This is a genomic window from Pseudoxanthobacter sp. M-2, from assembly GCF_046156265.1.
In the GTDB taxonomy this organism is placed as follows: Bacteria; Pseudomonadota; Alphaproteobacteria; order Rhizobiales; family Segnochrobactraceae; genus CAMDHY01.
On sequence record NZ_JAWDIR010000005.1, the window covers coordinates 45337 to 72066 of the forward strand.

General features: G+C 70.1%; 25 protein-coding genes and 1 pseudogene. 18 read left to right on the forward strand and 8 right to left on the reverse strand.

Translation table 11 applies throughout. The annotated features are described in order from the left end of the window. Window positions 1-154 precede the first annotated feature (154 nt). The 3 genes from pyk to RUR49_RS03585 all read right to left on the reverse strand — a co-directional run bounded on the left by pyk (window position 155) and on the right by RUR49_RS03585 (window position 3182). On the reverse strand, window positions 155-1591 hold the full coding sequence (gene pyk, locus RUR49_RS03575) for a pyruvate kinase (protein WP_409144914.1): 1437 nt from the start codon (window positions 1589-1591) through the stop codon (window positions 155-157). After that, window positions 1588-2064: a DUF1036 domain-containing protein gene (locus tag RUR49_RS03580; RefSeq protein WP_409144915.1), complete on the reverse strand. Its 477-nt coding sequence runs from the start codon at window positions 2062-2064 to the stop codon at window positions 1588-1590. Before RUR49_RS03580 ends, pyk begins: the two co-directional genes overlap by 4 nt. 215 nt (window positions 2065-2279) lie before the next feature. Further along, a complete protein-coding gene (locus RUR49_RS03585; RefSeq protein ID WP_409144916.1) occupies window positions 2280-3182 on the reverse strand; it encodes a DMT family transporter in 903 nt (300 codons plus the stop codon). 139 nt (window positions 3183-3321) lie between these two features. Here RUR49_RS03585 and RUR49_RS03590 point away from each other — a divergent pair, with 139 nt between their 5' ends. Together RUR49_RS03590 and RUR49_RS03595 are read left to right on the forward strand one after the other, a co-directional pair. Next, window positions 3322-4134, forward strand: a complete 813-nt coding sequence (locus RUR49_RS03590) for an N-formylglutamate amidohydrolase (protein ID WP_409144917.1) — start codon at window positions 3322-3324, stop codon at window positions 4132-4134. Between the two features lie 40 nt (window positions 4135-4174). Beyond that, entirely contained in the window at window positions 4175-4483 is a 309-nt protein-coding gene (locus RUR49_RS03595) for a DUF1244 domain-containing protein (RefSeq protein WP_409144918.1), read from the forward strand. Window positions 4484-4822: 339 nt separating this feature from the next. On the opposite strand, the gene truA is transcribed toward RUR49_RS03595, so the two are convergent. Beyond that, a complete protein-coding gene (gene truA, locus RUR49_RS03600) occupies window positions 4823-5608 on the reverse strand; it encodes a tRNA pseudouridine(38-40) synthase TruA (RefSeq protein WP_409144919.1) in 786 nt (261 codons plus the stop codon). Window positions 5609-5736: 128 nt separating this feature from the next. Next, on the reverse strand, window positions 5737-6432 hold the full coding sequence (locus RUR49_RS03605; protein WP_409144920.1) for a TetR/AcrR family transcriptional regulator: 696 nt from the start codon (window positions 6430-6432) through the stop codon (window positions 5737-5739). Window positions 6433-6543: 111 nt separating this feature from the next. Between RUR49_RS03605 and RUR49_RS03610 the strand changes: the two genes are divergently transcribed. Genes RUR49_RS03610 through RUR49_RS03620 form a run of 3 tightly spaced genes read left to right on the forward strand, consistent with a single transcriptional unit; the run spans window position 6544 to window position 12627 of the window. Then, window positions 6544-7812, forward strand: a complete 1269-nt coding sequence (locus RUR49_RS03610; protein WP_409144921.1) for an efflux RND transporter periplasmic adaptor subunit — start codon at window positions 6544-6546, stop codon at window positions 7810-7812. 8 nt (window positions 7813-7820) lie between these two features. Next, window positions 7821-10970: an efflux RND transporter permease subunit gene (locus RUR49_RS03615; protein WP_409144922.1), complete on the forward strand. Its 3150-nt coding sequence runs from the start codon at window positions 7821-7823 to the stop codon at window positions 10968-10970. 52 nt (window positions 10971-11022) lie between these two features. Next, the gene (locus tag RUR49_RS03620; RefSeq protein WP_409144923.1) at window positions 11023-12627 is read left to right on the forward strand and encodes an efflux transporter outer membrane subunit; all 1605 of its coding nucleotides are present in this window, start codon (window positions 11023-11025) and stop codon (window positions 12625-12627) included. 68 nt (window positions 12628-12695) lie between these two features. Here RUR49_RS03620 and fmt read toward each other — a convergent pair whose 3' ends face one another. Together fmt and def are read right to left on the reverse strand one after the other, a co-directional pair. After that, window positions 12696-13628 (reverse strand): methionyl-tRNA formyltransferase, encoded by a 933-nt coding sequence (fmt, locus tag RUR49_RS03625; RefSeq protein ID WP_409144924.1) that lies wholly within the window; start codon window positions 13626-13628, stop codon window positions 12696-12698. Between the two features lie 10 nt (window positions 13629-13638). Then, a complete protein-coding gene (gene def / locus RUR49_RS03630; protein ID WP_409144925.1) occupies window positions 13639-14193 on the reverse strand; it encodes a peptide deformylase in 555 nt (184 codons plus the stop codon). Window positions 14194-14283: 90 nt separating this feature from the next. On the opposite strand from def, the gene RUR49_RS03635 reads away from it, so the two are divergent. From RUR49_RS03635 to RUR49_RS03665, 7 genes and pseudogenes are all read left to right on the forward strand, one after another. Next, window positions 14284-15483, forward strand: a complete 1200-nt coding sequence (locus RUR49_RS03635; RefSeq protein WP_409144926.1) for a DNA recombination protein RmuC — start codon at window positions 14284-14286, stop codon at window positions 15481-15483. Window positions 15484-15509: 26 nt separating this feature from the next. Then, entirely contained in the window at window positions 15510-16454 is a 945-nt protein-coding gene (locus RUR49_RS03640; protein ID WP_409144927.1) for a 2-hydroxyacid dehydrogenase, read from the forward strand. A gap of 177 nt (window positions 16455-16631) precedes the next feature. Next, window positions 16632-17687 carry an HWE histidine kinase domain-containing protein gene (locus tag RUR49_RS03645; protein ID WP_409144928.1) on the forward strand — a complete coding sequence of 352 codons (1056 nt, stop codon included), beginning with the start codon at window positions 16632-16634 and terminating at the stop codon, window positions 17685-17687. Next, on the forward strand, window positions 17680-18045 hold the full coding sequence (locus tag RUR49_RS03650) for a response regulator (RefSeq protein ID WP_409144929.1): 366 nt from the start codon (window positions 17680-17682) through the stop codon (window positions 18043-18045). Before RUR49_RS03645 ends, RUR49_RS03650 begins: the two co-directional genes overlap by 8 nt. Window positions 18046-18255: 210 nt before the next feature. Beyond that, a pseudogene (puuE, locus tag RUR49_RS03655) lies at window positions 18256-19176 on the forward strand (allantoinase PuuE); the annotation flags it as partial. Between the two features lie 46 nt (window positions 19177-19222). Further along, on the forward strand, window positions 19223-19531 hold the full coding sequence (locus tag RUR49_RS03660; RefSeq protein ID WP_409144930.1) for a hypothetical protein: 309 nt from the start codon (window positions 19223-19225) through the stop codon (window positions 19529-19531). Continuing rightward, the gene (locus tag RUR49_RS03665) at window positions 19528-19989 is read left to right on the forward strand and encodes a hypothetical protein (protein WP_409144931.1); all 462 of its coding nucleotides are present in this window, start codon (window positions 19528-19530) and stop codon (window positions 19987-19989) included. The genes RUR49_RS03660 and RUR49_RS03665 overlap by 4 nt, the downstream gene beginning before the upstream one ends. A 19-nt stretch (window positions 19990-20008) precedes the next feature. Here the strand turns inward: RUR49_RS03665 and RUR49_RS03670 are convergent, their stop codons facing one another. Beyond that, entirely contained in the window at window positions 20009-20245 is a 237-nt protein-coding gene (locus RUR49_RS03670; protein WP_409144932.1) for a hypothetical protein, read from the reverse strand. Between the two features lie 160 nt (window positions 20246-20405). Here RUR49_RS03670 and RUR49_RS03675 point away from each other — a divergent pair, with 160 nt between their 5' ends. From RUR49_RS03675 to RUR49_RS03700, 6 genes are all read left to right on the forward strand, one after another. Then, the gene (locus RUR49_RS03675) at window positions 20406-21437 is read left to right on the forward strand and encodes a M23 family metallopeptidase (RefSeq protein ID WP_409144933.1); all 1032 of its coding nucleotides are present in this window, start codon (window positions 20406-20408) and stop codon (window positions 21435-21437) included. Window positions 21438-21700: 263 nt separating this feature from the next. Next, the gene (gene cysG, locus RUR49_RS03680) at window positions 21701-23155 is read left to right on the forward strand and encodes a siroheme synthase CysG (RefSeq protein WP_409144934.1); all 1455 of its coding nucleotides are present in this window, start codon (window positions 21701-21703) and stop codon (window positions 23153-23155) included. 19 nt (window positions 23156-23174) lie between these two features. After that, window positions 23175-23504 carry a DUF2849 domain-containing protein gene (locus RUR49_RS03685; RefSeq protein ID WP_409144935.1) on the forward strand — a complete coding sequence of 110 codons (330 nt, stop codon included), beginning with the start codon at window positions 23175-23177 and terminating at the stop codon, window positions 23502-23504. A gap of 33 nt (window positions 23505-23537) precedes the next feature. Beyond that, window positions 23538-25196 (forward strand): nitrite/sulfite reductase, encoded by a 1659-nt coding sequence (locus RUR49_RS03690; protein WP_409144936.1) that lies wholly within the window; start codon window positions 23538-23540, stop codon window positions 25194-25196. Next, window positions 25183-25977 (forward strand): phosphoadenylyl-sulfate reductase, encoded by a 795-nt coding sequence (locus RUR49_RS03695; RefSeq protein ID WP_409144937.1) that lies wholly within the window; start codon window positions 25183-25185, stop codon window positions 25975-25977. Before RUR49_RS03690 ends, RUR49_RS03695 begins: the two co-directional genes overlap by 14 nt. A 10-nt stretch (window positions 25978-25987) precedes the next feature. After that, window positions 25988-26563 (forward strand): DUF934 domain-containing protein, encoded by a 576-nt coding sequence (locus RUR49_RS03700; protein ID WP_409144938.1) that lies wholly within the window; start codon window positions 25988-25990, stop codon window positions 26561-26563. The last annotated feature ends 167 nt before the right edge of the window (window positions 26564-26730 follow it).

Below are 26730 nucleotides of genomic sequence, written 5' to 3' on the forward strand. Positions count from 1 at the left end.
CCGCGAGGGGGGAGGGTTCGCGATTCAGTTGGGGCACTGGATTGCCACAAGAACGACGGAAACCCTCCCCCCTCGCGGGGGAGGGTAGGGAGGGGGGCCGCGGGCGAGGCGTCAGCTAGGGGTGAGGGCGCCCCCACGGAGACGTCGGCTTCCACTATCCCCCCGACGACCCGTCGGCGCTGACGAAGGCGAGCCTGAGCAGGTTGGTCGCGCCGGGGGTGCCGAACGGGACGCCGGCCATGATTAGGATGCGCTGGCCGGGCTTGGCGAAGCCTTCCGCGACGACGACCCGGTTCGCCTTCTCGACCATGTCCTCCGGGTCGCGGGCGTCGTCGCCGACGACGGCGTGGACGCCCCAGACCAGCGACAGCCGGCGCGCCGTCTGCGGCACCGGCGAGAGGCCGATCAGCGCCGAGGCCGGGCGCTCGCGGGCGGCCCGCATCGCCGTCGTGCCCTTCGCCGTGTAGCAGACGATGGCGGCGACGTTCAGCGTCTCGGCGATCTGGCGGGCAGCGGCGCAGATCGCGTCGTTGCCGGTCGCCTCCGGCTCGGGCCGCTGCGCCTGCAGGATGCCGCGATAGACGCTCTCGCGCTCCACCGCCTCGGCGATCCGGTTCATCGTCGCAACCGCCTCCACCGGGAAGGCGCCGGCGGCCGACTCGGCCGACAGCATCACCGCGTCGGCGCCCTCGAAGACGGCGGTCGCCACGTCCGACACCTCGGCGCGCGTCGGCACCGGTGCGGAGATCATCGATTCCAGCATCTGGGTGGCGACCACCACCGGCCGGCCGGCCTTGCGGGCGGCGCGCGAGATGCGCTTCTGCAGGCCCGGCACCGCCTCGAGCGGCATTTCCACGCCGAGGTCGCCGCGCGCCACCATCAGCGCATCGGCGAGCTCGATGATCTCGTCCAGCCGCTCGATCGCCTGCGGCTTCTCGATCTTCGCCATCACCAGGGCGCGGCCGCGGGCAATCTTGCGCACCTCGGCGAGATCATCCGGGCGCTGCACGAAGGAAAGCGCGATCCAGTCGGCGCCGGCATCGAGAGCCGCGTCGAGGTCGCTGCGGTCCTTGGGCGTCAGCGCGCTCACCGGCAGCGTCGTGTCGGGACAGCTGACGCCCTTGCGGTCGGAGAGCTTGCCGCCGATCTCGACCTTTGTGACGGCGCGCTTCGGGCCGGCCTTGGTGACGACGAGCCGGACCTTGCCGTCGTCGAGCAGCAGGCGGTGGCCGGGGGCGAGCGAGCGCAGGATCTCGGGATGCGGCAGGTACACCCGGCCGACGTCACCGGGCTTGTCGTCGCTGTCGAGCACGAAGGTGGCGCCGTCGCCCAGCGTCACCGGTCCCTCGGCGAAGCGGCCGATGCGCAGCTTCGGCCCCTGCAGGTCGGCGAGGATGCCGATGGGGCGGCCGACGGTCTTCTCGACCTCGCGGATCAGCCCGACGAGGCGGCGCAGCGCCTCGTGGCTGGTGTGGCTCATGTTGATGCGGAAGCAGTCGGCGCCGGCGCGCCAGAGCCGCTCGATGACGTCCCGTTCCGAGGAGGCTGGCCCGAGCGTGGCGAGGATCTTCGCCCGCCGCTCGCGCTTCATTGGCCGCCGGTCCCGCTCGTCGGCTTCTCGGTGAGCTGAACGGTCCAGTTGCGCTGGTCGCCGGTGTCGACCTCGAAGAAACCGGTGCGCTCGAACCCGCGGGCGAGGCAGTCTTCCGTTCCCTCGATGGTGAATTCCTTGCCGCGCGTGCACATGAACGTCTGGCCGCCCCACTCGCCACCGTTGTCGTAGTCGACGGCATAAATGTAGAAGTAGCGGGAGTTGAGGGGGCCGCTGACGACCACTTCGCAGCTGTTGCCGGGGATGTTCCACCATCCCTCGGTGACCCAGCTCGCTTCGTTCTTGTAGCCGATGGAGACGCCGACGTTGCCGGCGGTTTTGTTGCAGAGGCGGAAGTCCGCGTGGGCCTGCACCGTCCCGGCCAGCACGGCACCGAAACCGACGAGCGAAAGGGTGATGAAGCCTGCGATGTGGCCTCGGCGACGGGTTCCCCTTCCCGTGAAGCCGCCCATTTTCATCGTGTCATCCGACCTGCGGAAATGGCTTATTTGGTACATGCGCGCTTCGTCTGTCTTTGTCAACGAATGGCCGCCGTCACGCGGTCCAAAGCCGTCCGACCGGTGGAAAACCGGCGGCGACGCTGGACTGGAACGGGGCCGCCAGGGAACGGCGGAGCGAACGTGTCGCGGAGGATTGCGGCATCGATGCGTCGGATCAAGAGGCGATTTCACTGATTCGTGAGGGGGCGGGGCCGTGGCCGGGCGATCCAGATGCCCGCCAGGATGGTGGCGCCGCCGATCGCCTGCAAGGGCGACAGCGCCTCGGAAAACACCAGCCAGCCCAGCACCGCTGCCGCCACCGCCTCGAGGAAGATCACCAGCGAGGAGAACGCCGCCGACAGGTGGCCGAGGGCGTAGGCGAGCAGGCCCTGGCCGCCGACGTGGCTGACGAAGGCGAGCATGAACAGGGCGCCGGCGCCGGCGAGGGTCGCCGGCCAGAGGTCGTTCTCGAGCGTCAGGGCGGAGGCGAGCAGGATCGCCGCCGTGACGAGCGAGGAGCGGAACAAGAGCAGGCCCGACGGAGTCGTGCGGCGCGCGACGCGGACCGCCAGGAAATAGGCGCCGAAGAACACCGAGGTGATGACGCCGTAGAGGTCGCCCAGGAGCCGCTCCGGCGCGAAGCTCCAACTCGCCCCGACGAGGGCGACGGCGCCCGCCACGCACAGCACGATGCCGAAGATGGTCGTCCGCTCGACGCGCTCGCCGATCAGCAGGCTCGAGCCGAGCGCCACCCATACCGGCGCCAGCGTCGCCAGCAGGGTGGCGTTCGCCATCGTCGTGTTGAAGATCGCGAGGTGCCAGAAGAACAGGTCGCCGGCGAACATCACCCCGGCCACCACCGTCGCCGGCCGCCACGGCGCCGAGCCGCCGTCGAGACGCGCCCAGATCCACAGGAGCGGCAGTGCAAGCCCGACGCGCCAGAAGGCGCTCGTGTAGGGCCCGACCTCGGCGAAGCGGACGAACACCGGCGAGATGCCCATCGCCAGCGCGCCCCCGACCAGCGCCGCATAGGCGGCGATGGCGCGGGCCGCCGGAGCGGAATGGGGGCGGGCGGGTTCGGCGCTCGTCACGGCAGGATCGTCGGGTTCCAGGGGAGGAGGGCGTCCGCCGCAGCGGGGCGTGAAAGGGGGCGGGATAGCTATGGCACGCGGCCGCCGCTGTCACTATGGTTCGCCCTTCCCGCCGTGCGACCCGTTGCCGAGAGCCGCCGTGACAGCCGTAACCCCGGACGCCTTCCCGCCCGTCGAGCGCATCGACGGCGACCCCGCCTGTGGCATCCTCATCCTCTGCGACCACGCCTCGAACGCCCTGCCGCCCGAGTACGGCACGCTCGGACTAGACCGGCGCGAGCTCGAGCGGCACATCGGCTACGACATCGGCGCCGCCGCCGTGACGCGCGGCCTCGCCCGCCGCCTCGGCGCCCCCGCACTGCTCACCACCTATTCCCGCCTCCTCATCGACCCGAACCGCGGCGACGACGACCCGACGCTGATCATGCGGCTGTCGGACGGCGCCGTCGTGCCGGCGAACGCCCGCCACACGGCCGAGGAGCGCGAGGCGCGGATCGCCCGCTTCCATCGCCCCTACCACGCCGCCATCAAGGCCGAACTCGACGTCATGGCGGCGCAGGGCCTGGTGCCGCTGATCGTTTCCATCCACTCGTTCACGCCTGTCTGGCGCGGCACGCCGCGGCCATGGCACGTCGGCATGCTGTGGGACACCGACCCGCGGGCGGCGATCGCGATGATCCGTGCCTTCGAGCGCGATCCCACCCTCGTCGTCGGCGACAACGAGCCCTATGACGGGGCGCTGCGCAACGACACGCTCTACGTCCACGGCAGTGCCCGCGGCTTCCCGCACGTCCTCGTCGAGGTCCGCCAGGACCTCATCGCCGACGAAGCGGGCGCCGAGGCCTGGGCGGCGCGGCTCGAGCCGATCACGTGCGAGCTTCGCGCCGACCCCGAAATGGGCACAGTGCGCCACTACGGATCACGGGCGGGCGCGCTGCCCGTCGACGCCTGATCTGACGCAGCGAGAAGACCCCCGGGCGAGGAGGCCACCCATGACGGATCTCGACGAGACCACCCGCACGGCGCTCGAGGCGGCCGCCTTCCGCCGGTTGCTCGAGCATCTCAACACGCGCACCGACGTGCAGAACATCGACCTGATGAATCTCGCCGGCTTCTGCCGCAACTGCCTGTCGAACTGGTACCGCGAGGCCGCCGAGGCGAAGGGCATCGAGATGACCAAGGACCGGTCCCGCGAGCTCGTCTACGGCATGCCCTACGAGGAGTGGCGGGCAAAGCACCAGACCGAGGCGTCGCCGGAGCAGAAGGCAGCCTTCGCGAAACAGGGCGGCGGCGGGCACTGAGGGGCGGCCGAGCAAAAAGGCGCCCGCTCCGGTGCACGCCCGTTGGCTCCCCCGCCTCCCGTTCGGCGTCCGCACCTCGCCTTCGCCGTTCTGCGCCTCCCCCTCGGTAGTTATTCCCGGCCTTGTGCCGGGAACCCATCCCTCTCCCCGATCCCGGCGTCGGCGACTTTGCCGGCGTTGCATGGGTTCCCGGCACAAGGCCGGGAATGACCTTGTGTTGGGGGCCGCCTTTGCGGCCACCTGACCCTACGCCCGGCCTCCGGGCTGCCCCGGCGACGACCCAGCCCTTTGCCCTGCCTTCGGGCCGCCCTGCTGCCACCGGCCCGCTGGCCGTTCGCCTCACTCCTTTCCGTCGGCTCCCGCCTCCGGCACCACCTCACCCGCCCCCGGATACACCACCCCGGTCAGATACAGCCCGTCGGGCGGGGCCACCGGGCCGCAGCGGGCGCGGTCGCGGGCGTCGAGGGCAGCGCGCAGGTCGGCTGCACTCCAGCGGCCCTCGCCGACCTGCACCAGCGATCCCACCAGCGAGCGCACCTGATTGTGCAGGAACGAGCGCGCCGCCGCCTCCACGGCGATGCGGTCGCCGTCGCGCGTCACCGACAGCACGTCGAGCGTCCGCACCGGGCTGTTCGCCTGGCAGGCGGCGGCGCGAAACGTGGTGAAGTCGTGTCGGCCGAGAAGCCCCTGCGCCGCCGCGTGCATCGCATCGGCGTCGAGCCGGCGCGGCACGTGCCAGACGCGGTGGCGGTCGAGGGCCGGCGGCGCGCGGCGGTCGAGCACCAGGTAGCGGTAGCGCCGGCCGATCGCCGAGAAGCGCGCGTCGAAATCGTCCGCCACCCGCTCGGCCAGAAGCACCGCCACCGGGTGCGGACGCAGATGCGCGTTCAGCGCGTCGCGGATCCGGTCGGTCTGCCAGTCGCGGGAAAGGTCGAGGTGGGCGACCTGTCCCGTCGCGTGCACGCCGGCGTCCGTCCGCCCGGCGCCACGCACCCCCGGCCGCTCGCCGGTGAAGGCGAAGACGGCGTCCTCCAGCACCCCCTGCACCGACAGCCCCTCCGCCTGCCGCTGCCAGCCGACGAAGGGCGTGCCGTCATATTCGAGCGTGAGCTTGGTGCGGGGCATGCGGGCGATCTTGGGCGAGGAGGGAGGAGCGGCAGGGCCGTCGGTGACAAGGCGCTGTGCGGGAGACGAAAGCTGAGGGGACGAGTTGCCGGATCTCGTCCGTCCCGCCCGGTCCGACAGGTCTCAATTCACCGACCGTTGTCGTCAAGGCCCTGACGTCCATAAGGCTCCGGCTGCACGGCCACCCCACCCAGAAACACCCTGATGCACTCGCGGACATAGCTGCGGCGCCGCTGCGCGCCCGGCCACTCGACCGTCCCCGGACCGGTCTGTGTCACCGACCCGATCACCATGTCCATCAGCATGCGCGCGGCATTGCGGGCATCCGGCACCTCGATTCGGCCGAGCGCGCGCTGGTGGGCAATCCAGTCGCCGAGCAGGCTCAACGTGATGTCGCGCCCGAACCTCTCGGAAATCGCCTTGAGCTCCGGACTGACCGCCGCCTCCACGAACAGAAACTGCAGGAAGGCGAAGCGCTCCCGATCGGCGTCCTCGTCGATGTCGTTGAAAAAGATCCGGTCCAGGGCCTGCGCGAGCGGGAGGTGATCATAGTCGCCGGGCAAGGCGATCATCTTCTCGCGATGGGTCTCGACGATCGCGGTGATGAGGTCGGTCTTGCTGGGAAACAGCCTGTACAGCGTCCGCTTGGAGAGCTGGCAGCGGGCCGCGACGGCGTCCGTCGTCAACTGCGCATAGCCGAGTTCCCGGAACATCTGCAGCGCCTCGGCGACGATCTCCTTCCGGCGGGTCGCGTCGGGGGCCGTCTTCGGTCGTCCCCGGGAACGGCGAACGGGCGGCTGCGCGTCGGACGGGCTCTCTGACACCTCGACTGTTCCCTCCCTACTGCCGACGCGACCCATCCGGCCGCCCGAATTGACAGGACCATAGGGCAGAGAATATGGGTACTCAACGGTACCTTATATGGGGAACTCGTTTTGGCGGCACATCGCTTCGAGCGTTCGGCGCTTCTCGCCGCCACGTTCGCCCTCGTTCTCGGACTGGTCGGTTGCGACGAGCGCGACGCAGCGGCGCCGCCGGGGCCGGGAGCGCAAGGCCGCCCGCAGGTGGGCGTGGTGACGGTGCGTCCGCAATCGGTGGCGATTACCGCCGAGATGCCCGGGCGCACCACCGCCTCGCTGGTTGCCGAGGTGCGCCCCCAGGTCAACGGCATCATCAAGGCCCGACTGTTCGAGGAAGGCTCGGAGGTGCAGGCGGGCGACGCGCTCTACCAGATCGACCCGGCGAGCTATCAGGCGACCTATGACAGCGCCATCGCCGCCCAGCAGAAGGCGGAGGCCGCGGTGCCGAGCGCCCAGTCCAAGGTCGAGCGCTATCAGGGGCTCATCAAGCAGAAGGCGGTAAGCCAGCAGGATTACGACGACGCCGTCGCCTCGCTGGCGCAGGCCAGGGCCGAGGTCGCCGCCGCCAAGGCGGACGTGGAGACCGCCCGCATCAATCTCGACTACACCCGCATCACCGCCCCGATCGGCGGGCGCATCGAGAAGTCCTCGCTCACCCCGGGTGCGCTGGTCACGGCGCGCCAGGACACCGCGCTCACCACCATCCGCACGCTCGACCCGATCAATGTCGACGTTACCCAGTCGAGCACGAACCTTCTCAATCTGCAGCAGGCGATCCGCGACGGACGGATCAAGGTCAGCGGCGAGAACGTGAAGGTTCGGCTCAAGCTCGACAATGGCGAGACCTATGCCCATCCGGGCGTCCTCGAGTTCTCCTCCGCCTATGTCGACCAGACCACCGGCACCTACGGCGTGCGGGCACAGTTTCCCAATCCCGACCGGCAACTGCTGCCCGGCATGTATGTGCGTGCCCTTATCGAGGAGGGTGTCGCCCCCGACAGCTTCCTCGTTCCCCAGCGCGGGGTGACGCGCAACACCAAGGGCGAGCCCGTCGCCCTCGTCGTCAACGCCGACAACAAGGTCGAGCAGCGTGTGCTCTCGGTCTCGCGCAGCGTCGGCAGCAACTGGCTGGTCGAGACCGGTATCGGGGACGGCGACCGCGTCATCGTCGAGGGCAGCCAGTTCGCCCGCCCGGGCCAGGACGTCACCCCCATCGACGTGGTGGTCGACGACACCACCGGCGAGGTGCGCGAGCGCGGGCAGCAAAGCCCGGCGCCGGCCGCCACGAGCGGCGAGGCGGCAGCAGCCGCGGCCGCCGGCGCCTCGAGCACCAAGTCGAACTGAGGCGCCCCATGTCCCGCTTCTTCATCGACCGCCCCGTCTTCGCGTGGGTCATCGCGCTCTTGATCATGCTCGGAGGCGTGCTGGCGCTGTTCTCTCTGCCCATTGCGCAATATCCGCAGATCGCACCGACGACCGTCAGTATCACCGCCTCCTATCCAGGGGCCGACGCCCAGACGGTGGAGAACTCGGTGACCAAGGTCATCGAGCAGGGAATGACCGGCATCGACAATCTCGACTACATGTCGGCGACCTCCACCTCGACCGGCCAGTCGACGATTACGCTCACCTTCACCAGTACAGCCGATCCCGACATCGCGCAGATGCAGGTGCAGAACAAGCTGCAGCTCGTCACCTCGCAGCTGCCGAGCGTCGTGCAGACCAACGGCATCTCCGTCGACAAGGCCTCCGACGGCTTCCTGATGGTGATCGGCTTCGTGTCGAGCGACGGGCGCATGTCGTCGACCGACGTGTCGGACTACGTCGACTCCACGCTCAACGACACGCTCCGGCGCATCGAGGGCGTCGGCTCGACGACGCTGTTCGGATCGTCCTACGCGATGCGTGTCTGGCTCGATCCGGAGAAGCTCTCGAAATACCAGCTCAACCCGGGAGACGTTTCGAGCGCCATCGAGGCGCAGAACACGCAAGTCTCCGCCGGACAGCTGGGCGGCCTTCCGGCGCGCGCGGGCCAGCAGCTCAACGCCACGGTGACGGCGCGCTCGCGTCTGCAGACGCCGGAGCAGTTCCGCAACATCATCCTCAAGAGCACCACCGACGGCTCGCTCGTGCGCATCAACGATGTCGCGACGGTGGAGCTCGGCGCGGAAAGCTACACAACCTCCTCGCGCTACGACGGCAAGCCGGCGGCGGGCCTCGCCATCAACCTGGCGACGGGTGCAAACGCCATCGCCACGGCGGAGAAGGTCAAGTCCGTCATCGAGCGGATGAAGCCGACCTTTCCGGAAGGCGTCGAGGTCGTCTATCCCTACGATACGACGCCGTTCGTCGTGCTCTCCATCGAAGAGGTCGTGCGCACCCTCCTGGAGGCCATCGCCCTCGTCTTCGTGGTGATGTTCGTCTTCCTGCAGAGCATCCGCGCGACGCTGATCCCTTCGCTCGCCGTGCCCGTCGTGCTGCTCGGCACCTTCGGCGTCCTGGCGCTGTTCGGCTACTCGATCAACACGCTGACCATGTTCGCCATGGTGCTCGCCATCGGCCTGCTGGTCGACGACGCCATCGTGGTGGTCGAGAATGTCGAGCGCGTGATGGAGGAAGAGGGGCTTTCGCCGAAGGAGGCGACCCGCAAGTCGATGGGCGAGATCACCGGCGCGCTCGTCGGCATCGCCACCGTGCTCTCCGCCGTATTCGTGCCCATGGCGTTCTTCGGCGGCTCGGTCGGCGTGATCTACCGCCAGTTCTCCGTCACCATCGTCTCGGCCATGGTGCTGTCGGTGCTGGTGGCGCTGATCCTGACGCCGGCCCTGTGCGCGACCATCCTCAAGCCCCCGAAACAGCACACGAAGAGCCGCGGCTTCTTCGGTTGGTTCAACCGCAATTTCGACCGCACCACCACGGCCTATCGCGCCGGGGCCGCGGGCATCCTGGCGCGCTCCGGCCGCTTCCTCGTGATCTTTCTCGCCATCGCCGTCGCCATGGGCTGGATGTTCGCGCGGCTGCCCTCGTCGTTCCTGCCCGAGGAGGACCAGGGCATCCTCATCACCATGGTGCAACTGCCCGCCGGTGCCACGTCAGACCGCACGGAACAGGTGCTCGACAAGGTCCGCAGACATTTCCTCGAGTCCGAGAAGGAGGCGGTGGAGGGTGTCTTCACCGTCAACGGATTCGGCTTCAGCGGGCAGGGCCAGAACCTCGGCATCGCCTTTGTCCGTCTCAAGCCCTTCGACGAGCGCACGTCGCCGGCGGTCGCCGCCAGCGCGGTGGCCGGCCGGGCGATGGGCGCGCTGCGGATACGCGACGCCATGGTCTTCACCCTCATGCCGCCGGCCATCCAGGGGATGGGCAATTCCGGAGGCTTCAGTTTCTACCTTCAGGACATCGCAGCCGCCGGCCACGAGACGCTGATGGCCGCGCGGAACCAGCTGCTCGGCATGGCGGCCCAGGACCGTCGCCTGATCGCCACCCGCCCCAACGGGCTGGAGGACGAGCCGCAATTCGTCGTGGACATCGACCAGGAGAAGGCGAGCGCGCTCGGCGTCTCGCTCGCCGACATCGACGCGACGCTCTCCACCGCCTGGGGCAGCGCCTATGTGAACGACTTTCTCGACCGTGGCCGGGTGAAGAAGGTCTACCTCCAGTCGGCGGCGAACTTCCGCATGCAGCCGGAAGATCTCGCCAAGTGGGAGGTGCGAAACTCCGCCGGGACGATGGTGCCCTTCGCCTCTTTCGCCGCGACGCGATGGACCTACGGCTCACCGCGGCTCGAGCGCTTCAACGGCGCCTCGGCGGTGGAGATCCAGGGACAGGCGGCACCGGGGGTGTCGTCCGGCGTCGCGATGGACGCGATCGACGAGATCGTCGGCAAGCTCCCGCCGGGCTTCGACCATGAATGGACCGGCCTGTCGCATCAGGAGCGGCTCTCCTCCAATCAGGCGGTCGCCCTCTACGCCATCTCCGTGCTCGTCGTCTTCCTCTGCCTCGCCGCGCTCTACGAGAGCTGGTCGATCCCGTTCGCCGTGCTGCTGTCGGTGCCGATCGGCATCTTCGGGGCGCTGCTCGGCGCCGAGCTCTTCGGCCAGGCCAACGACGTCTATTTCAAGGTCGGCCTGCTCACCACCATCGGCCTGTCGGCGAAGAACGCGATCCTCATCGTCGAATTCGCCATCGAGCGGCAGGCGCATGGCGCGGGCCTCGTCGAGGCGACGCTGGATGCCGCGCGGCAGCGCCTGCGCCCGATCCTGATGACGTCCTTCGCCTTCATCCTCGGCGTGACGCCGCTCGCGATCGCCAGCGGTGCCGGCTCTGGGGCACAGAACGCCATCGGCATCGGCGTCATGGGCGGCATGATCGCGGCCACCCTGCTCGGCGTCTTCTTCGTGCCGCTGCTCTTCGTCGTCGTCAGCCGCTTCCTCCGCACCAGGGCTCCCGAGGCCACGCCCGCGGCCCTGACCGGAGAGGCGAGCGACGCCCATGCCGGCTGATCCCCGTCCCAGCCTCGCAATCCTCTCCCTCCCGTCTGGTGAGCCGATGCCGATGCCGACCTCCGCCCTTCGCGCAGCCCGCGCATCGCGCCTCGCGAGTGCGCTCCTCGTCGCGGGCTTGCTCGGCGGCTGTGCCGTGGGGCCCGACTACAGCGCTCCAGCCATGCGGCTGCCGGCGAAATGGGGCATGGCGTCCCCGACGGTGGCGGTCACCGGCGAGGAGCCCGACAACCGGCCGCCGGAACTCGCCCGCTGGTGGGAGCGGCTCGGCGACAAGACGCTGAACCGGCTGATCGACGAGGCCATCGCCGGCAATCTCGACGTCGCCACCGCCAAGGCCCGGGTTCGCCAGGCGCGCGCCACGCGCCGGGAGGCGTTCGGTGCGCTGGCGCCCTCGGTCGACGGCACGGGCAGCTATACCCGCGCCGGCAACGGCAGCAACGTCTCCGATACCGGCGACGTGACGGTGTCCGGTCCCTATGATTCCTTCGCGTTCGGGGTGAATGCGAGCTGGGAGCTCGATCTCTTCGGCGCGAACCGTCGCGCGGCGGAAGCGGCGACCTATGGCCTCGACGCCGCCGAGGAGACGCTGCGCAACACGCTGCTCACCCTGATCGGCGACGTCGCGACCTACTATGTCGAGGCGCGCGGCTATCAGGCCCGTGCCGCACTCGCCCGCCGCACCGCCGCCTCGCAGCGCGAGACGGCCGGATTGACCCGCACGAAGCTGCTGGCCGGTTCCGCCTCCGCCGTCGATGTTGCCAATGCCGAGGGGCAGGCGGCGAGTACCGAGGCCAACATCCCCGAACTCGAATCGAGCTACCAGCAGACGATCCACCAGCTCGCCATCCTGCTCGGCCAGCCGCCGAGCGCCCTCAACGAGGTGATGAAGCGCAAGGCGCCGATCCCGACGCCGGTCCGTGCGATCCCGCGGGGTGTGCCTGCGAACGTGCTCCTCTCGCGGCCGGACGTACGGCTCGCCGAGCGACAGTACGCTCAGTACACGGCGAAGGTCGGCCAGGCCGAGGCCGCGCGCTACCCCGCCATCAGCCTGACCGGCGACGTCACCACGTCGGCGGCGAAGGTCGGCGACCTTGCGAAGAGCTCGAGCATCAGCTGGAGCTTCGGCCCGAGCCTCAGCATCCCGATCTTCAACGGTGGTCAGCTGAAGGCGGCGGTGGAATATGCGCAGGCAGAGCGCGACGCGTACTTCATCGCCTACCGCGCCGCCGTTCTCGGCGCCCTGCAGGACGTGGAGAATGCGAGCGTCGCGCTGCAGCAGGAGCGCCTGAAGTACCGCAGCCTCGATGCGTCCGCCGCGTCCTACCGACAGGCCGTCTCCCTCGCCCGAACCCTCTACCAGAGCGGCTCGTCGAGCTTCCTCGACGTGCTGGATTCGGAGCGCTCGGCCTACTCCGCCGACGACACGCTGCTCGCCAGCCGGGTCGCCATCGCCACCGACTACATCGCGCTCAACAAGGCACTGGGTGGCGGCTGGACCGGCAAGGTCGACGACCGCACGCCGGCGGTGGTGGACACGCAGATGGCGCCGCGGCTGGTGTCGCTCGACCGCACCGGGCTCACCCGGCGCGATCCGGAGAACCGCAGCCCCGACAAGGCCTTGGCACGGAAAGGGGCGGCGGGATCCGCGAGGTGAGCCTCGGCGTCTATGCGCCAGGGAAGAGCCTGATTGCGACGTCGCAGACAGAGCGGCCGGCGGAGCCCTCAGCCGAGCCGCGTCCCCGCTGCCACCGGCGTGCCGCGCAGGAAGTCTGCCGCCGCCATCGGGCCCTTGCCGGCGCGCTGCACGGTGACGAGGCGCACCGCGCCCGTGCCGCAGGCGACGGTGAGCCCATCGTCGAGCGCCGTGCCCGGTGCGCCGGTACCCTCCGCCAAGGCGGTGCGGAGGACCTTCAGCCGCTCGACCTTGCCGCCGCGCTCGATCTCGCAGTAAGCGCCGGGGAAGGGCGACAGGCCGCGCACGTGGTCGTGCACGGCTTGCGCCGGCAAGGACCAGTCGATGCGCGTCTCGGCGTTGGTCAGCTTCGCGGCGTAGGTGACGCCGTCCGCCGGCTGCGGCGTGCACTCCAGCCGGCCGGCGTCCAGTGCTGCCAGCGCCCGCACCATCAGCCCCGCGCCGAGCGGGGCGAGGCGGTCGTGCAACTCGCCCGCCGTCTCGTCCGGCCCGATCGACGTGCGCTCGGTGAGGCAGACCGGGCCGGTGTCGAGGCCCTCGTCCATGCGCATCACCATCGCGCCCGTCTCCGCGTCGCCCGCCATCACCGCCCGGTTGATCGGGGCGGCACCGCGCCACCGCGGCAGCAGCGAGGCGTGGAGATTGAGGCAGCCGTGGCGCGGCGCGTCCAGCACCGGCTTCGGCAGGATCAGCCCGTAGGCGACCACCACCGCGACGTCCGCCCCGTGCGCCGCAAACGTCGCCTGGTCGTCTGGATCGCGCAGCCGCGCCGGCGTCAGCACGGGCACGCCCAGCCGCTCCGCCGCTTCGTGCACGGCCGAGCGACGCTCCGCCATGCCGCGCCCGGCGGGGCGGGGCGCGCGCGTGTAGGCGGCGACGACGCGGTGCCCGGCGCCGGTGATCGCCTCGAGTGTCGGCACGGCGAAGTCCGGCGTGCCCATGAAGACGATTTTCAGCGGCATCGCGCGCCGCTCACGCGGCGCCCATCTTGGTGCGCGGGGCGGGTCGAGCCGACGGCGCGTCCAGCTTCGCCTGCTTCTTCGCCCGCTTGACGATCAGCCCGCGCTTCAGCCGCGACAGGTGGTCGATGAAGAGGACGCCGTTCAGGTGGTCGATCTCGTGCTGCAGGCAGGTGGCGAGCAGGCCGTCGGCCGTCATCTCGCCCTCGGCGCCGTCGCGGTCGAGGAAGCGCAGGCGGATCTCGGCCGGACGCTCCACCTCGGCATATTCCTCCGGGATCGACAGGCAGCCTTCCTCGTGCGTCGACAGCGCCTCGGACGACCAGACGATCTCCGGGTTGATGAAGGCCATCGGGTTGGGCGGCGCGTCGCCCTTGGCGACGTCGAGCACCAGAAGCCGCTTCGGCACGGCGATCTGCACGGCGGCGAGCCCGATGCCGGGCGCGTCGTACATGGTGTCGAACATGTCCTCGATCAGCGCGCGCAACTCCGCGTCCACCTTGTGGATCGGATCGCTCGTCTGCCGCAGCATCGGATCGGGAAGCCGGATGATCTCGCGTATCGCCATTTTCGCTAGATATGAAACCGCGCATTCCCGGTCAATCGGGATGCCGGCGCGGCGAATCGCGTGGGTCGCGAATCGGCGTAAAGCAGGGGCATGTTCGAAGGGCCCCTCGCCGAACCGCTGTTCATGCTCGGCAGCCGCGCCGTGCTCGTCGGCGAGGTCGCGCTCGCTGCAGCAGTCGTGCTCGGGGTGCTCCTCGTCGTCACCCTGATGGCGCTGCGCAAGGCGGCCCGCGCGGGTCTCGAAGCCGAACTCATCGCGGCCGAGCGGACCGAGGTGCTGGAGGATCGCATCGGCGAGCTCCTGCGCGTGCAGTCGGAGACCTCCGGCCGCCTCCAGACGATGGCCGAGGTGCTCGGCTCCCGCCAGAGCGACCTCGCCCGGCTGGTGGGGGAGCGCCTCGACGGCCTCGGCCACCGGCTCGGCCAGTCGATGGCGGAGACGACGAAGTCGACCCACGCCAACCTCACCCAGCTGAACGAGCGCCTCGCCGTCATCGACCGCGCCCAGGACACCATCGCCAAGCTCTCCGGCCACGTCGTCGCGCTGGAAAAGATCTTCGCCGACAAGCAGACCCGCGGCGCCTTCGGCCAGGGGCGGATGGAGGCGATCGTCCGCGACGCGCTGCCCACCGGCGCCTACGAGTTCCAGGCGACGCTGTCGAACGGCACCCGGCCCGACTGCCTGGTGCGGCTGTCGAACGGCCAGCCGCCGCTCGCCATCGACGCGAAGTTCCCGCTCGAGGCCTACAACCGCATCCGCGCCGCCGACCGGCCGGAGCTCGCCAAGGCTGCCGAAACGCAGTTCCGCCGCGACCTCGGCAAGCACGTCGACGACATCAGCGCCCGCTACCTCATCCCCGGCGAGACGCAGGACACCGCCTTCCTGTTCGTGCCGTCGGAATCGGTGTTCGCCGAGATCCACGAGCGCTTCGAGGATATCATCGCCCGCGCAGGCGCCGCCCGCGTCGTCATTGTCTCGCCGTCGCTGCTCGTCCTGTCGGTGCAGGTGGTGCAGGCCATCCTGCGCGACGAGCGCATGCGCGAGCAGGCCCACATCGTCCAGGCCGAGGTGCGCCGCCTCGTCGAGGACGTCGTGCGCCTGCACGAGCGCACGCTCGCGCTGCAGAAGCACATCGCCCAGGCCGGCGGCGACCTCGATCTGATCGTCGTCTCCGCCGACAAGATCCGCCGCCGCGGTGGTCGCCTCGAGGCGCTCGATCTCGACGAACCGGCCGGCGAACCTCTAGGCTCGGCCAATCCCTCCGACGACGGCCGTCGCGCCGCGTCCTGACCCTTCACATCACGATCGAGGCGGCGATGACGATCCTCTTGTCGACGGGAATCTGGCCGGTGGAAGACTGGCAGCGGCCGCTGGCGAAGCTCGCCCCGGAGCGCCGCGTCGTCGTCGCCGGCCGCGACGACTACGACCCCGCCGAGGTGCGCTACGCGCTGGCCTGGAAGCCGCCGGAGGGCCTCCTCGCCGGCCTGCCGAACCTTGCCGCGATCTTCTCGCTCGGCGCCGGCGTCGACCACATCCTCGGCGATCCGACGCTGCCGGACGTGCCGCTCGCCCGCATCGTCGACCCGGACCTGACGATGCGCATGACCGAGTGGGTGGTGCTGCAGGTGCTGTTCCACCACCGCAAGACCTTCGGCTACATGCGCCAGCAGCGGGAGCGGCACTGGGACGAGATCCGCCAGCCGGCGGCGAAGGACGTGCGGGTTGGCGTCATGGGCCTCGGCGTGCTTGGCCGCGACGCGGTGGAGGTGATCGCCCGCCTCGGCTTCGACACCGCCGGCTGGAGCCGCTCCCCGCAGGAGATCCCTGGCGTCGCCTGCTTCCACGGGAAGGAAGGCTTCGACGCCTTCCTCGCCCGCACCGACATCCTGGTCTGCCTGCTGCCGCTGACGCCGGAGACGCAAGGCCTGATCGACCGCCGGCTCTTGTCGAAGCTGCCGCGCGACGGCGCGCTCGGCGGCGCGGTGCTGATCAACGCCGGCCGCGGCGGCCAGCAGGTCGCGGCCGACGTGCTCGCGGCCCTCGACGATGGCACGCTGATCGGCGCCAGCCTCGACGTCTTCGAGACGGAGCCGCTGCCGAACGACAGCCCGTTCTGGTCGCATCCGAAGGTGCTCGTCTACCCGCACGTCGCCGCCGTCAGCGACGCCAACGCGCTGACCCGCCTCATCCTCAGCCAGATCGAGCGTGTCGAGGCCGGCCTGCCGCCCGAGCACCTCGTCGATCGCGCCCGCGGCTACTGACGCTCCGACCCCGCGGACTGCCTGTGAAGCAACCCTGTGGCTTCCGTGTGCAGGTGCGGTATAGTGGAAGGCGAGGCTGTGAGGCGTCACAGGATCCGCGGGGCGGACCGACGCTGGCCCATGCATCTTCGAAATCGTCCGACAATCGGCGCGGATGCAGCAGGTGGCCGCTCACCAATGGCAAAGAAGCCGCGGAAATCCAGGAAGCAGAAGGGCGGCGAGGCCGAAGTCGAGCGCTTCCGCGACGAGCTCGGACCGTTCGTCGTCTCTGCCGAGACGACGCGGATGGCGATGGTCTTCACCAACGCCAAAGAGGCCGGCAACCCGATCGTCTTCGCCAATGACAGCTTTCTCGAGCTGACCGGCTACGAGCGAGACGAGGTGCTGGGGCAGAATTTCGATTTCCTGACGGTGCACAACACCAGCACGGAGGCGCTGGCGAAAGTCCAGGCGGCGCTGGATGGCAAGCCGAGCGGCGATATCGAGATCCTCTATCACCGCAAGGACAACAGCGAGTTCCTTGCGGCGGTCTTCATCTGCCCGGTGCGCGACGAGAGTGACAAGGTCGTCCAGTATTTCGCGTCGTTCGTCGATCTGACGCGGCACCGGGACGCGGAACAGCACCTGCAGGCGCTGATCAATGAGCTCAATCACCGCGTCAAGAACACGCTCGCGACGGTTCAGGCCATCGTTCGCCAGGTCCTGCGGACCGAACCCGACCCCATCGTCGCGCGCGAGGCGATCGAGTCCCGGCTGTTCGCGCTGTCGCGATCTCACGACCTTTTGACGCGCGAGAACTGGCGGGGGGCTGGTCTGCGCGATGTCCTGGAAACGGCGCTGGCGCCCTTCGGCGTCGTGGCGGGCCAGGACTCGCGGCTGGCGATCTCCGGCGACAACCTCCGCTTTCCGCCGAGAACCGCCCTGGCGCTCGGCATCGCGTTCAACGAACTCGCGACCAACGCGGTGAAGTACGGGGCGTTCGCGAACGCGATGGGTACGGTCGACGTTACCTGGTCGGTGGAGGCGACGCAGGGTGGGGATCGGGTGTTGCTGCGCTGGCAGGAGACGTCCGGACCGACCGTCGCGCCGCCCGTCCGCAAGGGCTTCGGATCACAGATGATCGAACGCGGCCTGGCACAGGAACTGAACGGTACTGTGCATCTCGACTATCGGCCGGAAGGATTGGTCTGCACCATGGAATTTCTCGCGCCCCAAGACCCAGCGCATGGATAGGTTTCTGACCGGTCGCCGCGTTCTCGTCGTCGAAGATGAAGTGCTGATCCTGATGATGATCGAAGAGATGCTCGCCGACCTCGGTTGCGAGTCCATCGCCTCCGCCTCGATGGCCGCCACCGCGGTCGCCATGGTCGAAGCCGACGCCTTCGACGTCGCGATGCTCGACATGAACCTCAATGGCAAGAGCAGCCTGCCCGTCGCCAGGGCGCTCGCGGTGCGCGGCGTGCCCTTCGTCTTTTCGACTGGCAACAGCGTCGATGACGTGTGGGACGGCTTCGCGGACCGGCCCGTGCTCAGGAAGCCGTTCCGGTTCGAGGAACTGGCCGGGTCATTGACCCGGGCTCTCGCCGGCTGAGAGTCCGGCGGGTGCGGAGAGCCGTCGTTCCGGGCTTCGGGTGCGGCGGATAGGGGGCGTGCGGCTCGGACGAGGCAACCGCATCGCCGACTGCCGCGGGACGTGCGACCCCTGATCCTGGCCGTGGGGCCGCCGCCGCCCTTTACAGCCGACCGCCCGCCGCCGCACGCTGACGCCTCCCGGCCCCCCTGTCTCGGTGAGTGCGATCCCATGCGTGATCCCGACCCCCGCGAGCCCTATCCCCGCGATCTCGTCGGCTACGGCCGCACGCCGCCGAACCCCGAGTGGCCGGGCGGCGCCCGTGTCGCCGTGCAGGTCGTGCTGAACTACGAGGAGGGCGGAGAAAACGCCGTCATCCACGGCGACGCCGCCTCGGAAGCCTTCCTGTCCGACATCGTCGGCGCCGCGCCGTGGCCGGGCCAGCGCCACATGAACATGGAGTCGATCTACGAATACGGCTCGCGGGCCGGCTTCTGGAGGATCTGGCGGCTGTTCACCCGCCTCGGCCTGCCGCTCACGGTCTACGGCGTCGCCACCGCGCTCGCCCGCAATCCCGAGGCCGTCGCCGCCATGAAGGAGGCCGGCTGGGAGATCGCCTCGCACGGCCTCAAGTGGATCGAATACAAGGATTTTTCGCGCGAGGACGAAGCGGCCCACATGGCCGAGGCGATCCGGCTGCACACGGAAGTGACCGGCGAGCGACCGCTCGGCTGGTACACCGGCCGCTGCTCGGAACAGACCACGGGCCTCGTGATGGAGGAGGGCGGCTTCCTCTACTCGTCCGATTCCTACGCCGACGACCTGCCCTACTGGATCGAGGGGCCGAAGGGCCCCCACCTCGTCATCCCCTACACCCTCGAGGCGAACGACATGCGCTACGCCTCGAACGGCTACGTGACGGGCGACGACTTCTTCCACTACCTGCGCGACAGCTTCGACGTGCTCTACGCCGAGGGGGCGGAGGCGCCGAAGATGATGTCGATCGGCCTCCACTGCCGCCTGATCGGCCGCCCTGGCAAGATCTCCGGCCTGATGAAGTTCCTCGACCATGTCGCAAAGCACGACCGCGTCTGGGTGCCGCGGCGCGTGGACGTGGCGCGGCATTGGATGAAGGTGCATCCGGCGCGGGGGTAGGGGGGCGCTGCCTGGTCCGCGTGTTTTATGGTATGAGTGCCCGATGATTACCGTCGACGAAACAAGACCTCTTTCTCCCGCACTCGCTGCAGCTGTCGAAGCTGTTCTGCGCCCGAAGCTGGCGCCCTACGGCCTGACGTCTTTGCAGATCACGCCTGGCTTCGACCACGATGGTGATCCAGTCCTGTTTATCGATGGGGAGTACACGTTGACGAGTACGCCCGTTGATGCTCGCGTTTTGCTGGCTCTCATCTCGGACGTGCGAGACGTCCTGTCGGCGGGAGGCGAATTCCGCTATCCGCATATTCGGCATCACTTCGCTGACGACCAGCCGGTGCGCCGCTCTTCATGAAGCGGCCGCAGCTCCTGGATGCTGCGGATTTACTGGCGCACGCGAACGTCGGCAGGCCGGTCCAGGCCTTCCTCAAGCGAGCCATCAGCACGGCATACTACGCGGCCTTCGATGCTCTAGCCTCCGAGTGCGCGAACACCCTCATTTCGAGCGAGGCCAGAAGAACGACGCGGGCGTGGGCGCAGGTGTACCGCGCCCTCGACCATGGAACGGCGAAAGTGGCTTGTCTGCAGGCCGGGCTGCGCGGATTCCCAATCGAGATCGTCAACTTCGCGGACGCCTTCGTGCGCCTGCAGGAAGCGCGGCACGACGCGGACTACGATCCGCTGAGCAAGTTCAGCCGGTCGGAGGCGGTCGCATTGATCGAGCTGTCGGAAGCCGGCATCCGCAGCCTCCGGCAAGCCGACGCCCCGCACCGCCGCGCCTTCGTCGCCTGGGTGCTGCTGAAGCGGCGGTGAGGCTGCGGGAGGCTACCCCTCACAAGTTGCCCGAGAGATCGTCGAAGAAGGCCTTGTCGGCGATCTCGCCGCCATCCGGGAGCGCGCGATATCGCTCAACGATCGGCCGCAGGCGCACGGACAGAGGGCGCGCGCCCTCGCTGCGCCGGTCGCACCCGCAGGGGGCGCGGATGGCGTCGGTCGGACCCTCGCGCCCGGCGGAGGCGAGCTTGCCGTCGGGGGTATCCACTTGCCCGTCGGGTTCGGGGATGACCATGTGGCAAGGCTCCCTGTTTCTCTCACTTGGTAGCGATTGGCCTCGCTGGGGACAATCGACGCCTGATCCCTCCGGTGACATCTTCCTGCCGGACGGCGTGGCGATGCTTGCCGTGTTCCGCTGGGCGCGGCCGCCCGCCATCGATTGGGAGAGCCAAAGCGTGACCGACCGTCCGTTCATCGCCCGTCGCCTGCCTTTCGTGGCTCTCCTGGTTTGCTTCGCTTCCGCCGCCACCGCCGAGCCTGCCGCCCCACCCCCCGCCTTCCGCCTCCCCATCGACTGCCCCGACGGCCTCTCCTGTCCCGTCCAGAACTACTTCGACCGCGCCGACGGCCCGGAGGTGCTCGACTATGCCTGCGGCGCCATGAGCTATGACGGCCACGACGGCACCGACTTCCGCCTGCCGACGGTCGCCGCGATGGAAGCCGGCGTGCCCGTGGTGGCCGCCGCCGCCGGCACCGTGCTGCGCATGCGCGACGGCATCGAGAACCACGACGGCTCGGACGCCGCCGTCGCCGCCTCGGTGGCGGAGGGCCGCGAGTGCGGCAACGGCCTCGTCGTCGATCTCGGCGGTGGCTGGGAGACGCAATACTGCCACCTGTCGCCCGGCCTCGCCGTGAAGGAAGGCGACACCGTCGCCGTCGGGACAAAGCTCGGCAATGTGGGCATGACCGGCGCCGCCGCCTTCCCCCACGTCCACTTCGAGGTCCGCCACGACGGCCTCTCGCTCGATCCCTTCCGGCCCGATCCGGCCGCCGCCTGCGGCGTCGCGCCGACGGCCACGCTGTGGGCGCCGGACGCTGGCGGCGGCCATGCCGACGATCTCGCCTACGTGAGCCCGCGCCTCCTCAATGCCGGCTTCGCCGCCGGCCCGGTGACGATGGCGGCGATCGACGCCGACATCGCCACCACGCCGCCCGGCGCCGACGCGCCGGCGCTCGTCTTCTTCACCCGCGCCATCGGCCTCAAGGGCGGCGACGTGCAGACGCTGACGCTTCTTGCCCCGGACGGCACGGTGATCGCCGAGCAGACCGCCGACCCGCTCGACCGCGACAAGGCGCAGTGGATGATCTTCACCGGCCGCAAGCGCCGCGGCGACGCCTGGCCGTCCGGCGAATACCGCGGCCGCTACACCGTCGAGCGCGCCGGCGCGACCGTGCTCACGGCGGAGCGGACCTTCGTCATCCCCTGAGGCGGTGGCGGGGCGGCGCACCTGGCCGTGCTGCTGCCGATCCCGCAGCGGCCAGTTTGGAACGGTTGGATTCGCATTCTCCCGATCCGCCTTGGCGGGGCGCAACCTTTCGCGCTGGCCCGCCCCCAGGGCATCGGAATTCTTTTCCCTCTGGCGCTCTCCCCCGAGAATGACGTTCGCCGCGGATTGCCGGCCGGGCTCCTACTTCTGAGGTCCGGTCGGCGGCTCCCGCAGCAGCCGATGTCGCTCCCGAAGGACGCCCTATGTCGTCGCCCGCCGCCTCCGTCTCCCACCGCCTCGCCGTCTTCCCGGCCTTCTACAAGGTCGCCGGTCGGCGCGTGCTGCTGGTCGGCGGCGGCCACGAGGCGCCGGCGAAGCTGAGGCTGCTCGCCGAGACGGAGGCCGTCCTTCTCGTCGTGGCAGTCGATCCCTCCGAGGAGCTTATCGACACTGCCGCCGCCGTCGGCGCCACCCTCGAGGCCCGCGCCTTCGCTCCCGCCGATCTCGACGGTGCAGCGCTCGCCTTCGTCGCCACCGGCGACGAGGCCGCCGATGCCGCCATCGCGGCTGCCGCCCGCGCCGCCGGCGTGCCGGTCAATGTCGTCGACCGGCCGGAGCTCTGCGACTTCTACGTTCCCGCCATCGTCAACCGCGCCCCCGTCGCGGTCGCCATCGGCTCGACCGGCACCGGCCCGGTGCTCGCCCGGCACATCCGCGCCCGCATCGAGGCGATGCTGCCGCCCGAGACCGGCGCGCTCGCCCGCCTCGCCCAGTCCTTCCGCGGCACCGTCGCCCGCGTCATCCCGGACGCCGACGGCAAGCGCCGCTTCTGGGCCCGCTTCTTCTCGGGCGCCGTCGCCGACCGCGTCTATGCCGGTCAGGAGCGCGAGGCCCGCGCTGAGGCCGCCCGCCTCCTCAACGGCACGCAGGACGACGCCGGCTTCGTCTGGCTGGTCGGGGCCGGCCCCGGCGCCGAGGACCTCTTGACGCTGCGCGCCCAGCGCCTGCTGCAGGAGGCCGACGTCATCGTCCACGACCGCCTCGTGCCGGCCGCTGTGGTGGCGATGGGCCGCCGCGACGCCGAGCGCATCTCCGTCGGCAAGGCGAAGGGCGCCCACTCCGTCCCGCAGGACAGGATCAACGACCTGCTGGTGGAACTCGGCCGTGAGGGCAAGCGCGTCGTCCGCCTGAAGGCCGGCGACCCGCTCGTCTTCGGCCGCACCGGCGAGGAGATGGCGGCGCTGAAGGCGGCCGGCATCGCCCACGCCGTCGTCCCGGGGGTGACAGCGGCGGTGGCCGCCGCCGCCTCGATCCGCCTGCCGCTGACGCTGCGCGGCGTCGCCTCCAGCCTCGTCTTCGCCACCGGCCACGACCGCGACGGCGAGACGCTTCCGGGCTGGGCGGGCCTCGCGCTCTCGGGTGCCACCGTCGCCGTCTACATGGGCAAGACGGTCGCCGCCGCCGTCGCCGAACGCCTGGTCGAGGCCGGCCTCTCGCCCGCGACCCCGGTCGCGGCCATCGAGAACGCCAGCCAGTCGGGTGAGCGCGTGCTCGCCGGCACCGTCGCCGATCTCGCGGCCCTCGCCGGCCGCGACGACGTCGCCGGCCCCGTCCTCATCGTCGTCGGCGACGTCGTCGCCCACGCCGACCTCTCCACCGCCGAACGGCTCACCGCAGCCCCGGCGTCCCCCCGCTTCGCCGCCTTCGCGGCCGCCTGAAATTCCGAAGGAGAACGCCATGCAGAAGGCCGCTGCTTCGACGCTGCAGACGATCACCGCCAACCGTCTTTCGGACGGCATCGTCGTCTTCCTTGGCGCCCACGACCGCTGGGTCGAGCGCATCTCGGAAGCCCGCGTCTTCGAGGGCCCCGAGGCGATCGCCGCGGCCACCGCCGTCGGCGAGGCGGCCAACCGCGCCCGCATCATCCTCGGCCCCTATGCGATCGACGTCACCACGGGCCCGCGCGGCCCGGTGCCGGTACGCTTCCGCGAGAAGATCCGCGCCTTCGGCCCGACCGCCCGCACCGACGTCGTCGCCCCCGCCTTCGGCGAATCCGTCGCGGCGTGAGCGGCCGCCCGAGACCCTGACAGGACAACACTGATGTACCGGTACGACGAGTTCGACTCAGCCTTCGTGCGCCAGCGCACCGAGCAGTTCACCGACCAGGTGGCCCGCCGCCTGTCCGGCGAGCTGTCGGAGGAGGAGTTCCGTCCGCTCCGGCTGATGAACGGCGTCTACCTGCAGCTGCACGCCTACATGCTGCGCGTCGCCATCCCCTACGGCACGCTGTCGTCGCGGCAGATGCGGATGCTCGCCCGCATCGCCCGCGAGTACGACAAGGGCTACGGCCATTTCACCACGCGCCAGAACATCCAGTACAACTGGCCGGCGCTCCGCGACATTCCGGCGGTGCTGCAGCTCCTCGCCGACGTCGAGATGCACGCCATCCAGACCTCCGGCAACTGCATCCGCAACACCACTGCCGACCACTTCGCCGGTGCCGCCGCCGACGAGATCGCCGACCCGCGTCCGATCGCCGAGGTGATCCGCCAGTGGTCGTCGATCCACCCGGAATTCTCGTTCCTGCCGCGCAAGTTCAAGATCGCGGTGTCGGGTGCGGCCACCGACCGGGCGGCGATCCGCTTCCACGACATCGGCCTGCAGCTCGTCCGCGGCCCGGATGGCGGCAAGGGCTACGAGGTCTGGGTCGGCGGCGGCCAGGGCCGCACGCCGATGATCGCCAAGCTGATCCGTCCCTTCATCGAGGAGACGGAGCTGCTCGCCTATCTCGAAGCCGTGCTGCGCGTCTACAACCGCTACGGCCGCCGGGACAACAAGTACAAGGCGCGCATCAAGATCCTCGTCCACGAGACCGGCGAGGCCGACATCCGCGCCGACATCGAGGAGGAATACGCGCGGCTGAAGGGCGGCTCGCTCACCGTGCCAGCTGAGGAAATCCGCCGCATCGAGGCCTATTTCGCCCTGCCGGCGATGCCGCCGCGCCCGGAGACGAGCGAGACGCTCGAGGCCGCCAAGGCGTCCGACCCGGCGCTCGCCTTGTTCTGCGCGCAGAACCTGCACCCGCACCGGGTGCCCGGCTACACCTCGATGACGATCTCGCTGAAGCCGATCGGCGGCATTCCGGGCGACGCCACGGCCGACCAGATGGACGCCGTCGCCGACCTCGCCGAGGCCTTCGGCTTCGACGAGATCCGCGTCAGCCACGAGCAGAACCTGATCCTGCCGCACGTGGCGCTGGACGACGTGCCGGACGTCTTCGCCCGGCTCGTCTCGATGGGGCTCGCCACCGCCAACGCCGGCCTCGTCACCGACATCATCGCCTGCCCGGGCCTCGACTACTGCGCGCTCGCCAATGCCCGCTCGATCCCGATCGCCCAGTCGATCTCCGAGCGCTTCGGCGATGCCGGGCGCCAGCGCGACATCGGCCCGCTGTCGGTGAAGATCTCCGGCTGCATCAACGCCTGCGGCCACCACCACGTCGGCCACATCGGCATTCTCGGCGTCGATCGGAAGGGCGAGGAGTTCTACCAGATCACCCTCGGCGGTGCCCCCGGCGAGGACGCCGCGATCGGCTCGATCATCGGCCCGGGGTTCCTGGCCGACCAGGTGCCGGACGCCATCGAGACCATCGTCGACACCTATCTCGCGGTCCGCCGCGATCCGGCCGAACCCTTCCTCCTCGCGCTGAGGCGGGTGGGCGAGGCCCCCTTCAAGGAAGCGCTCTATGGCACGCGTTGAATACGCGATCGCCGAGCCGGTGCCCCAGGGTTCGTCCCTCGCGGCGCCGACCGACGTCGAGGCTCTCGCCCGCATCCGGGCCGAGCAGTTGGAAGCGGCCCACGGCGGTCTCTCCGCCGAGGCGACGCTCGACCTCGCCATCCACACCCTGTTTCCGAGCCGCATCGCGCTCGTCTCGAGCTTCGGTGCGGACGCCGCGGTAATGCTGAAGCTCGTCGCCGACGTCGACCCCTCGACGCCGGTGATCTTCCTCGAGACCGGCAAGCACTTCCCGGAGACGCTGCGCCATCGTGACCGGCTGATCTCCCGGCTGGGCCTCACCGACGTGCGCTCGGTGAAGCCGGACCCGGCGCGGCTCGCGGAGCTCGACGCCGAGGGCGGCCTCTGGCTCAAGAACCCCAACCTCTGCTGCCAGATCCGCAAGGTGGAGCCGCTCGCCCGCGCGCTCGACGGTTTCGACGCCTGGATCACCGGTCGCAAGCGCTTCCAGTCGGCCGGCCGCGACGGGCTCGCCCGCTTCGAAGTCGAGGCGTCGCGCATCAAGGTGAACCCGGTCGCCGAATGGTCGCGCGCCGACCTCGAGGCCTATGCGGCCCTGCACGACCTGCCGGCCCACCCGCTGGTCGCCCAGGGCTTCCCGTCGATCGGCTGCATGCCCTGCACCGACCGCGTGGCGGTGGGCGAGGACGAGCGCTCCGGCCGCTGGCGCGGCAGCGAGAAAACGGAATGCGGCATCCACCTCGGCCTCGTCGGCCGCGAGGCGGATGGCAGCGGCATCTGAGGGAAAGACCATGAGTGCCGATGCCATCGCATCGCCGGCAGCCGCCGGCTCGACCCCGGCCGAGGTTTCTGGTGCCGGCGCGGACGTCTTCCGCGACGGCCGATTCGAGCCGGACGACTGGGTGACCCTCGATGCCGTCGCGCCGATCCCGGAGGAGGGCAAGGCGTTCCTGCCCTTCGCCCGCTGGCTCGCCGAGCGCGAGGCATTGGCCGGCGACAGCCGTCCCCTCGGCGTCGTGGTGAAGCCGGGGGACGACCCGGAGAAACTCGCGCCCGATCTCGACCGGCTGGCGGCGATCGCCATCGACTTCCCGGCCTTCACCGATGGCCGCGGCTTCTCCTACGCCCGCGTCCTGCGCGAGCACCTCGGCTATCGGGGCGAGTTGCGGGCCGTCGGCAACGTGCTGCTCGACCAGATCCCGCTGATGATCCGCTGCGGCGTCGATGCCTTCGTCGTCACCCACCAGCCGACGCGCGCCCGCCTCTCGAAGGGCGACACGGCCGAGGTCGAGCTCTACACCCAGCCCGTCGGCCGTCCGGAAATGCCGGCCGGCACCCGCCCCTGGACCCGCCGCAAGGCGGTGTAGGAGGGGTAAGGCGCCACGAGTCGGAGCGCGAGAGGTCGACCTCTAACCCTCCCCCTGTGGGAGGGTCGGGCCGCGCAGCGGACCGGGGAGGGCGCCGTCGGCGCAGCCGGCGGCGTGCGGCGCTTCGACAGGTGATACCGTCGTCCGCGGCGCTGCGCGCCGCTCCC

Bases quoted from the DNA above. Each gene is read 5' to 3' on its own strand.
- pyk (WP_409144914.1), bottom strand. From the start codon at position 1,591: ATGAAGCGCGAGCGGCGGGCGAAGATCCTCGCCACGCTCGGGCCAGCC.
- RUR49_RS03580 (WP_409144915.1), bottom strand. From the start codon at position 2,064: ATGGGCGGCTTCACGGGAAGGGGAACCCGTCGCCGAGGCCACATCGCA.
- RUR49_RS03595 (WP_409144918.1), top strand. From the start codon at position 4,175: ATGACGGATCTCGACGAGACCACCCGCACGGCGCTCGAGGCGGCCGCC.
- truA (WP_409144919.1), bottom strand. From the start codon at position 5,608: ATGCCCCGCACCAAGCTCACGCTCGAATATGACGGCACGCCCTTCGTC.
- RUR49_RS03615 (WP_409144922.1), top strand. From the start codon at position 7,821: ATGTCCCGCTTCTTCATCGACCGCCCCGTCTTCGCGTGGGTCATCGCG.
- RUR49_RS03620 (WP_409144923.1), top strand. From the start codon at position 11,023: ATGCCGACCTCCGCCCTTCGCGCAGCCCGCGCATCGCGCCTCGCGAGT.
- fmt (WP_409144924.1), bottom strand. From the start codon at position 13,628: ATGCCGCTGAAAATCGTCTTCATGGGCACGCCGGACTTCGCCGTGCCG.
- def (WP_409144925.1), bottom strand. From the start codon at position 14,193: ATGGCGATACGCGAGATCATCCGGCTTCCCGATCCGATGCTGCGGCAG.
- RUR49_RS03635 (WP_409144926.1), top strand. From the start codon at position 14,284: ATGTTCGAAGGGCCCCTCGCCGAACCGCTGTTCATGCTCGGCAGCCGC.
- RUR49_RS03640 (WP_409144927.1), top strand. From the start codon at position 15,510: ATGACGATCCTCTTGTCGACGGGAATCTGGCCGGTGGAAGACTGGCAG.
- RUR49_RS03645 (WP_409144928.1), top strand. From the start codon at position 16,632: ATGGCAAAGAAGCCGCGGAAATCCAGGAAGCAGAAGGGCGGCGAGGCC.
- RUR49_RS03650 (WP_409144929.1), top strand. From the start codon at position 17,680: ATGGATAGGTTTCTGACCGGTCGCCGCGTTCTCGTCGTCGAAGATGAA.
- RUR49_RS03660 (WP_409144930.1), top strand. From the start codon at position 19,223: ATGATTACCGTCGACGAAACAAGACCTCTTTCTCCCGCACTCGCTGCA.
- RUR49_RS03665 (WP_409144931.1), top strand. From the start codon at position 19,528: ATGAAGCGGCCGCAGCTCCTGGATGCTGCGGATTTACTGGCGCACGCG.
- RUR49_RS03670 (WP_409144932.1), bottom strand. From the start codon at position 20,245: ATGGTCATCCCCGAACCCGACGGGCAAGTGGATACCCCCGACGGCAAG.
- cysG (WP_409144934.1), top strand. From the start codon at position 21,701: ATGTCGTCGCCCGCCGCCTCCGTCTCCCACCGCCTCGCCGTCTTCCCG.
- RUR49_RS03685 (WP_409144935.1), top strand. From the start codon at position 23,175: ATGCAGAAGGCCGCTGCTTCGACGCTGCAGACGATCACCGCCAACCGT.
- RUR49_RS03690 (WP_409144936.1), top strand. From the start codon at position 23,538: ATGTACCGGTACGACGAGTTCGACTCAGCCTTCGTGCGCCAGCGCACC.
- RUR49_RS03695 (WP_409144937.1), top strand. From the start codon at position 25,183: ATGGCACGCGTTGAATACGCGATCGCCGAGCCGGTGCCCCAGGGTTCG.
- RUR49_RS03700 (WP_409144938.1), top strand. From the start codon at position 25,988: ATGAGTGCCGATGCCATCGCATCGCCGGCAGCCGCCGGCTCGACCCCG.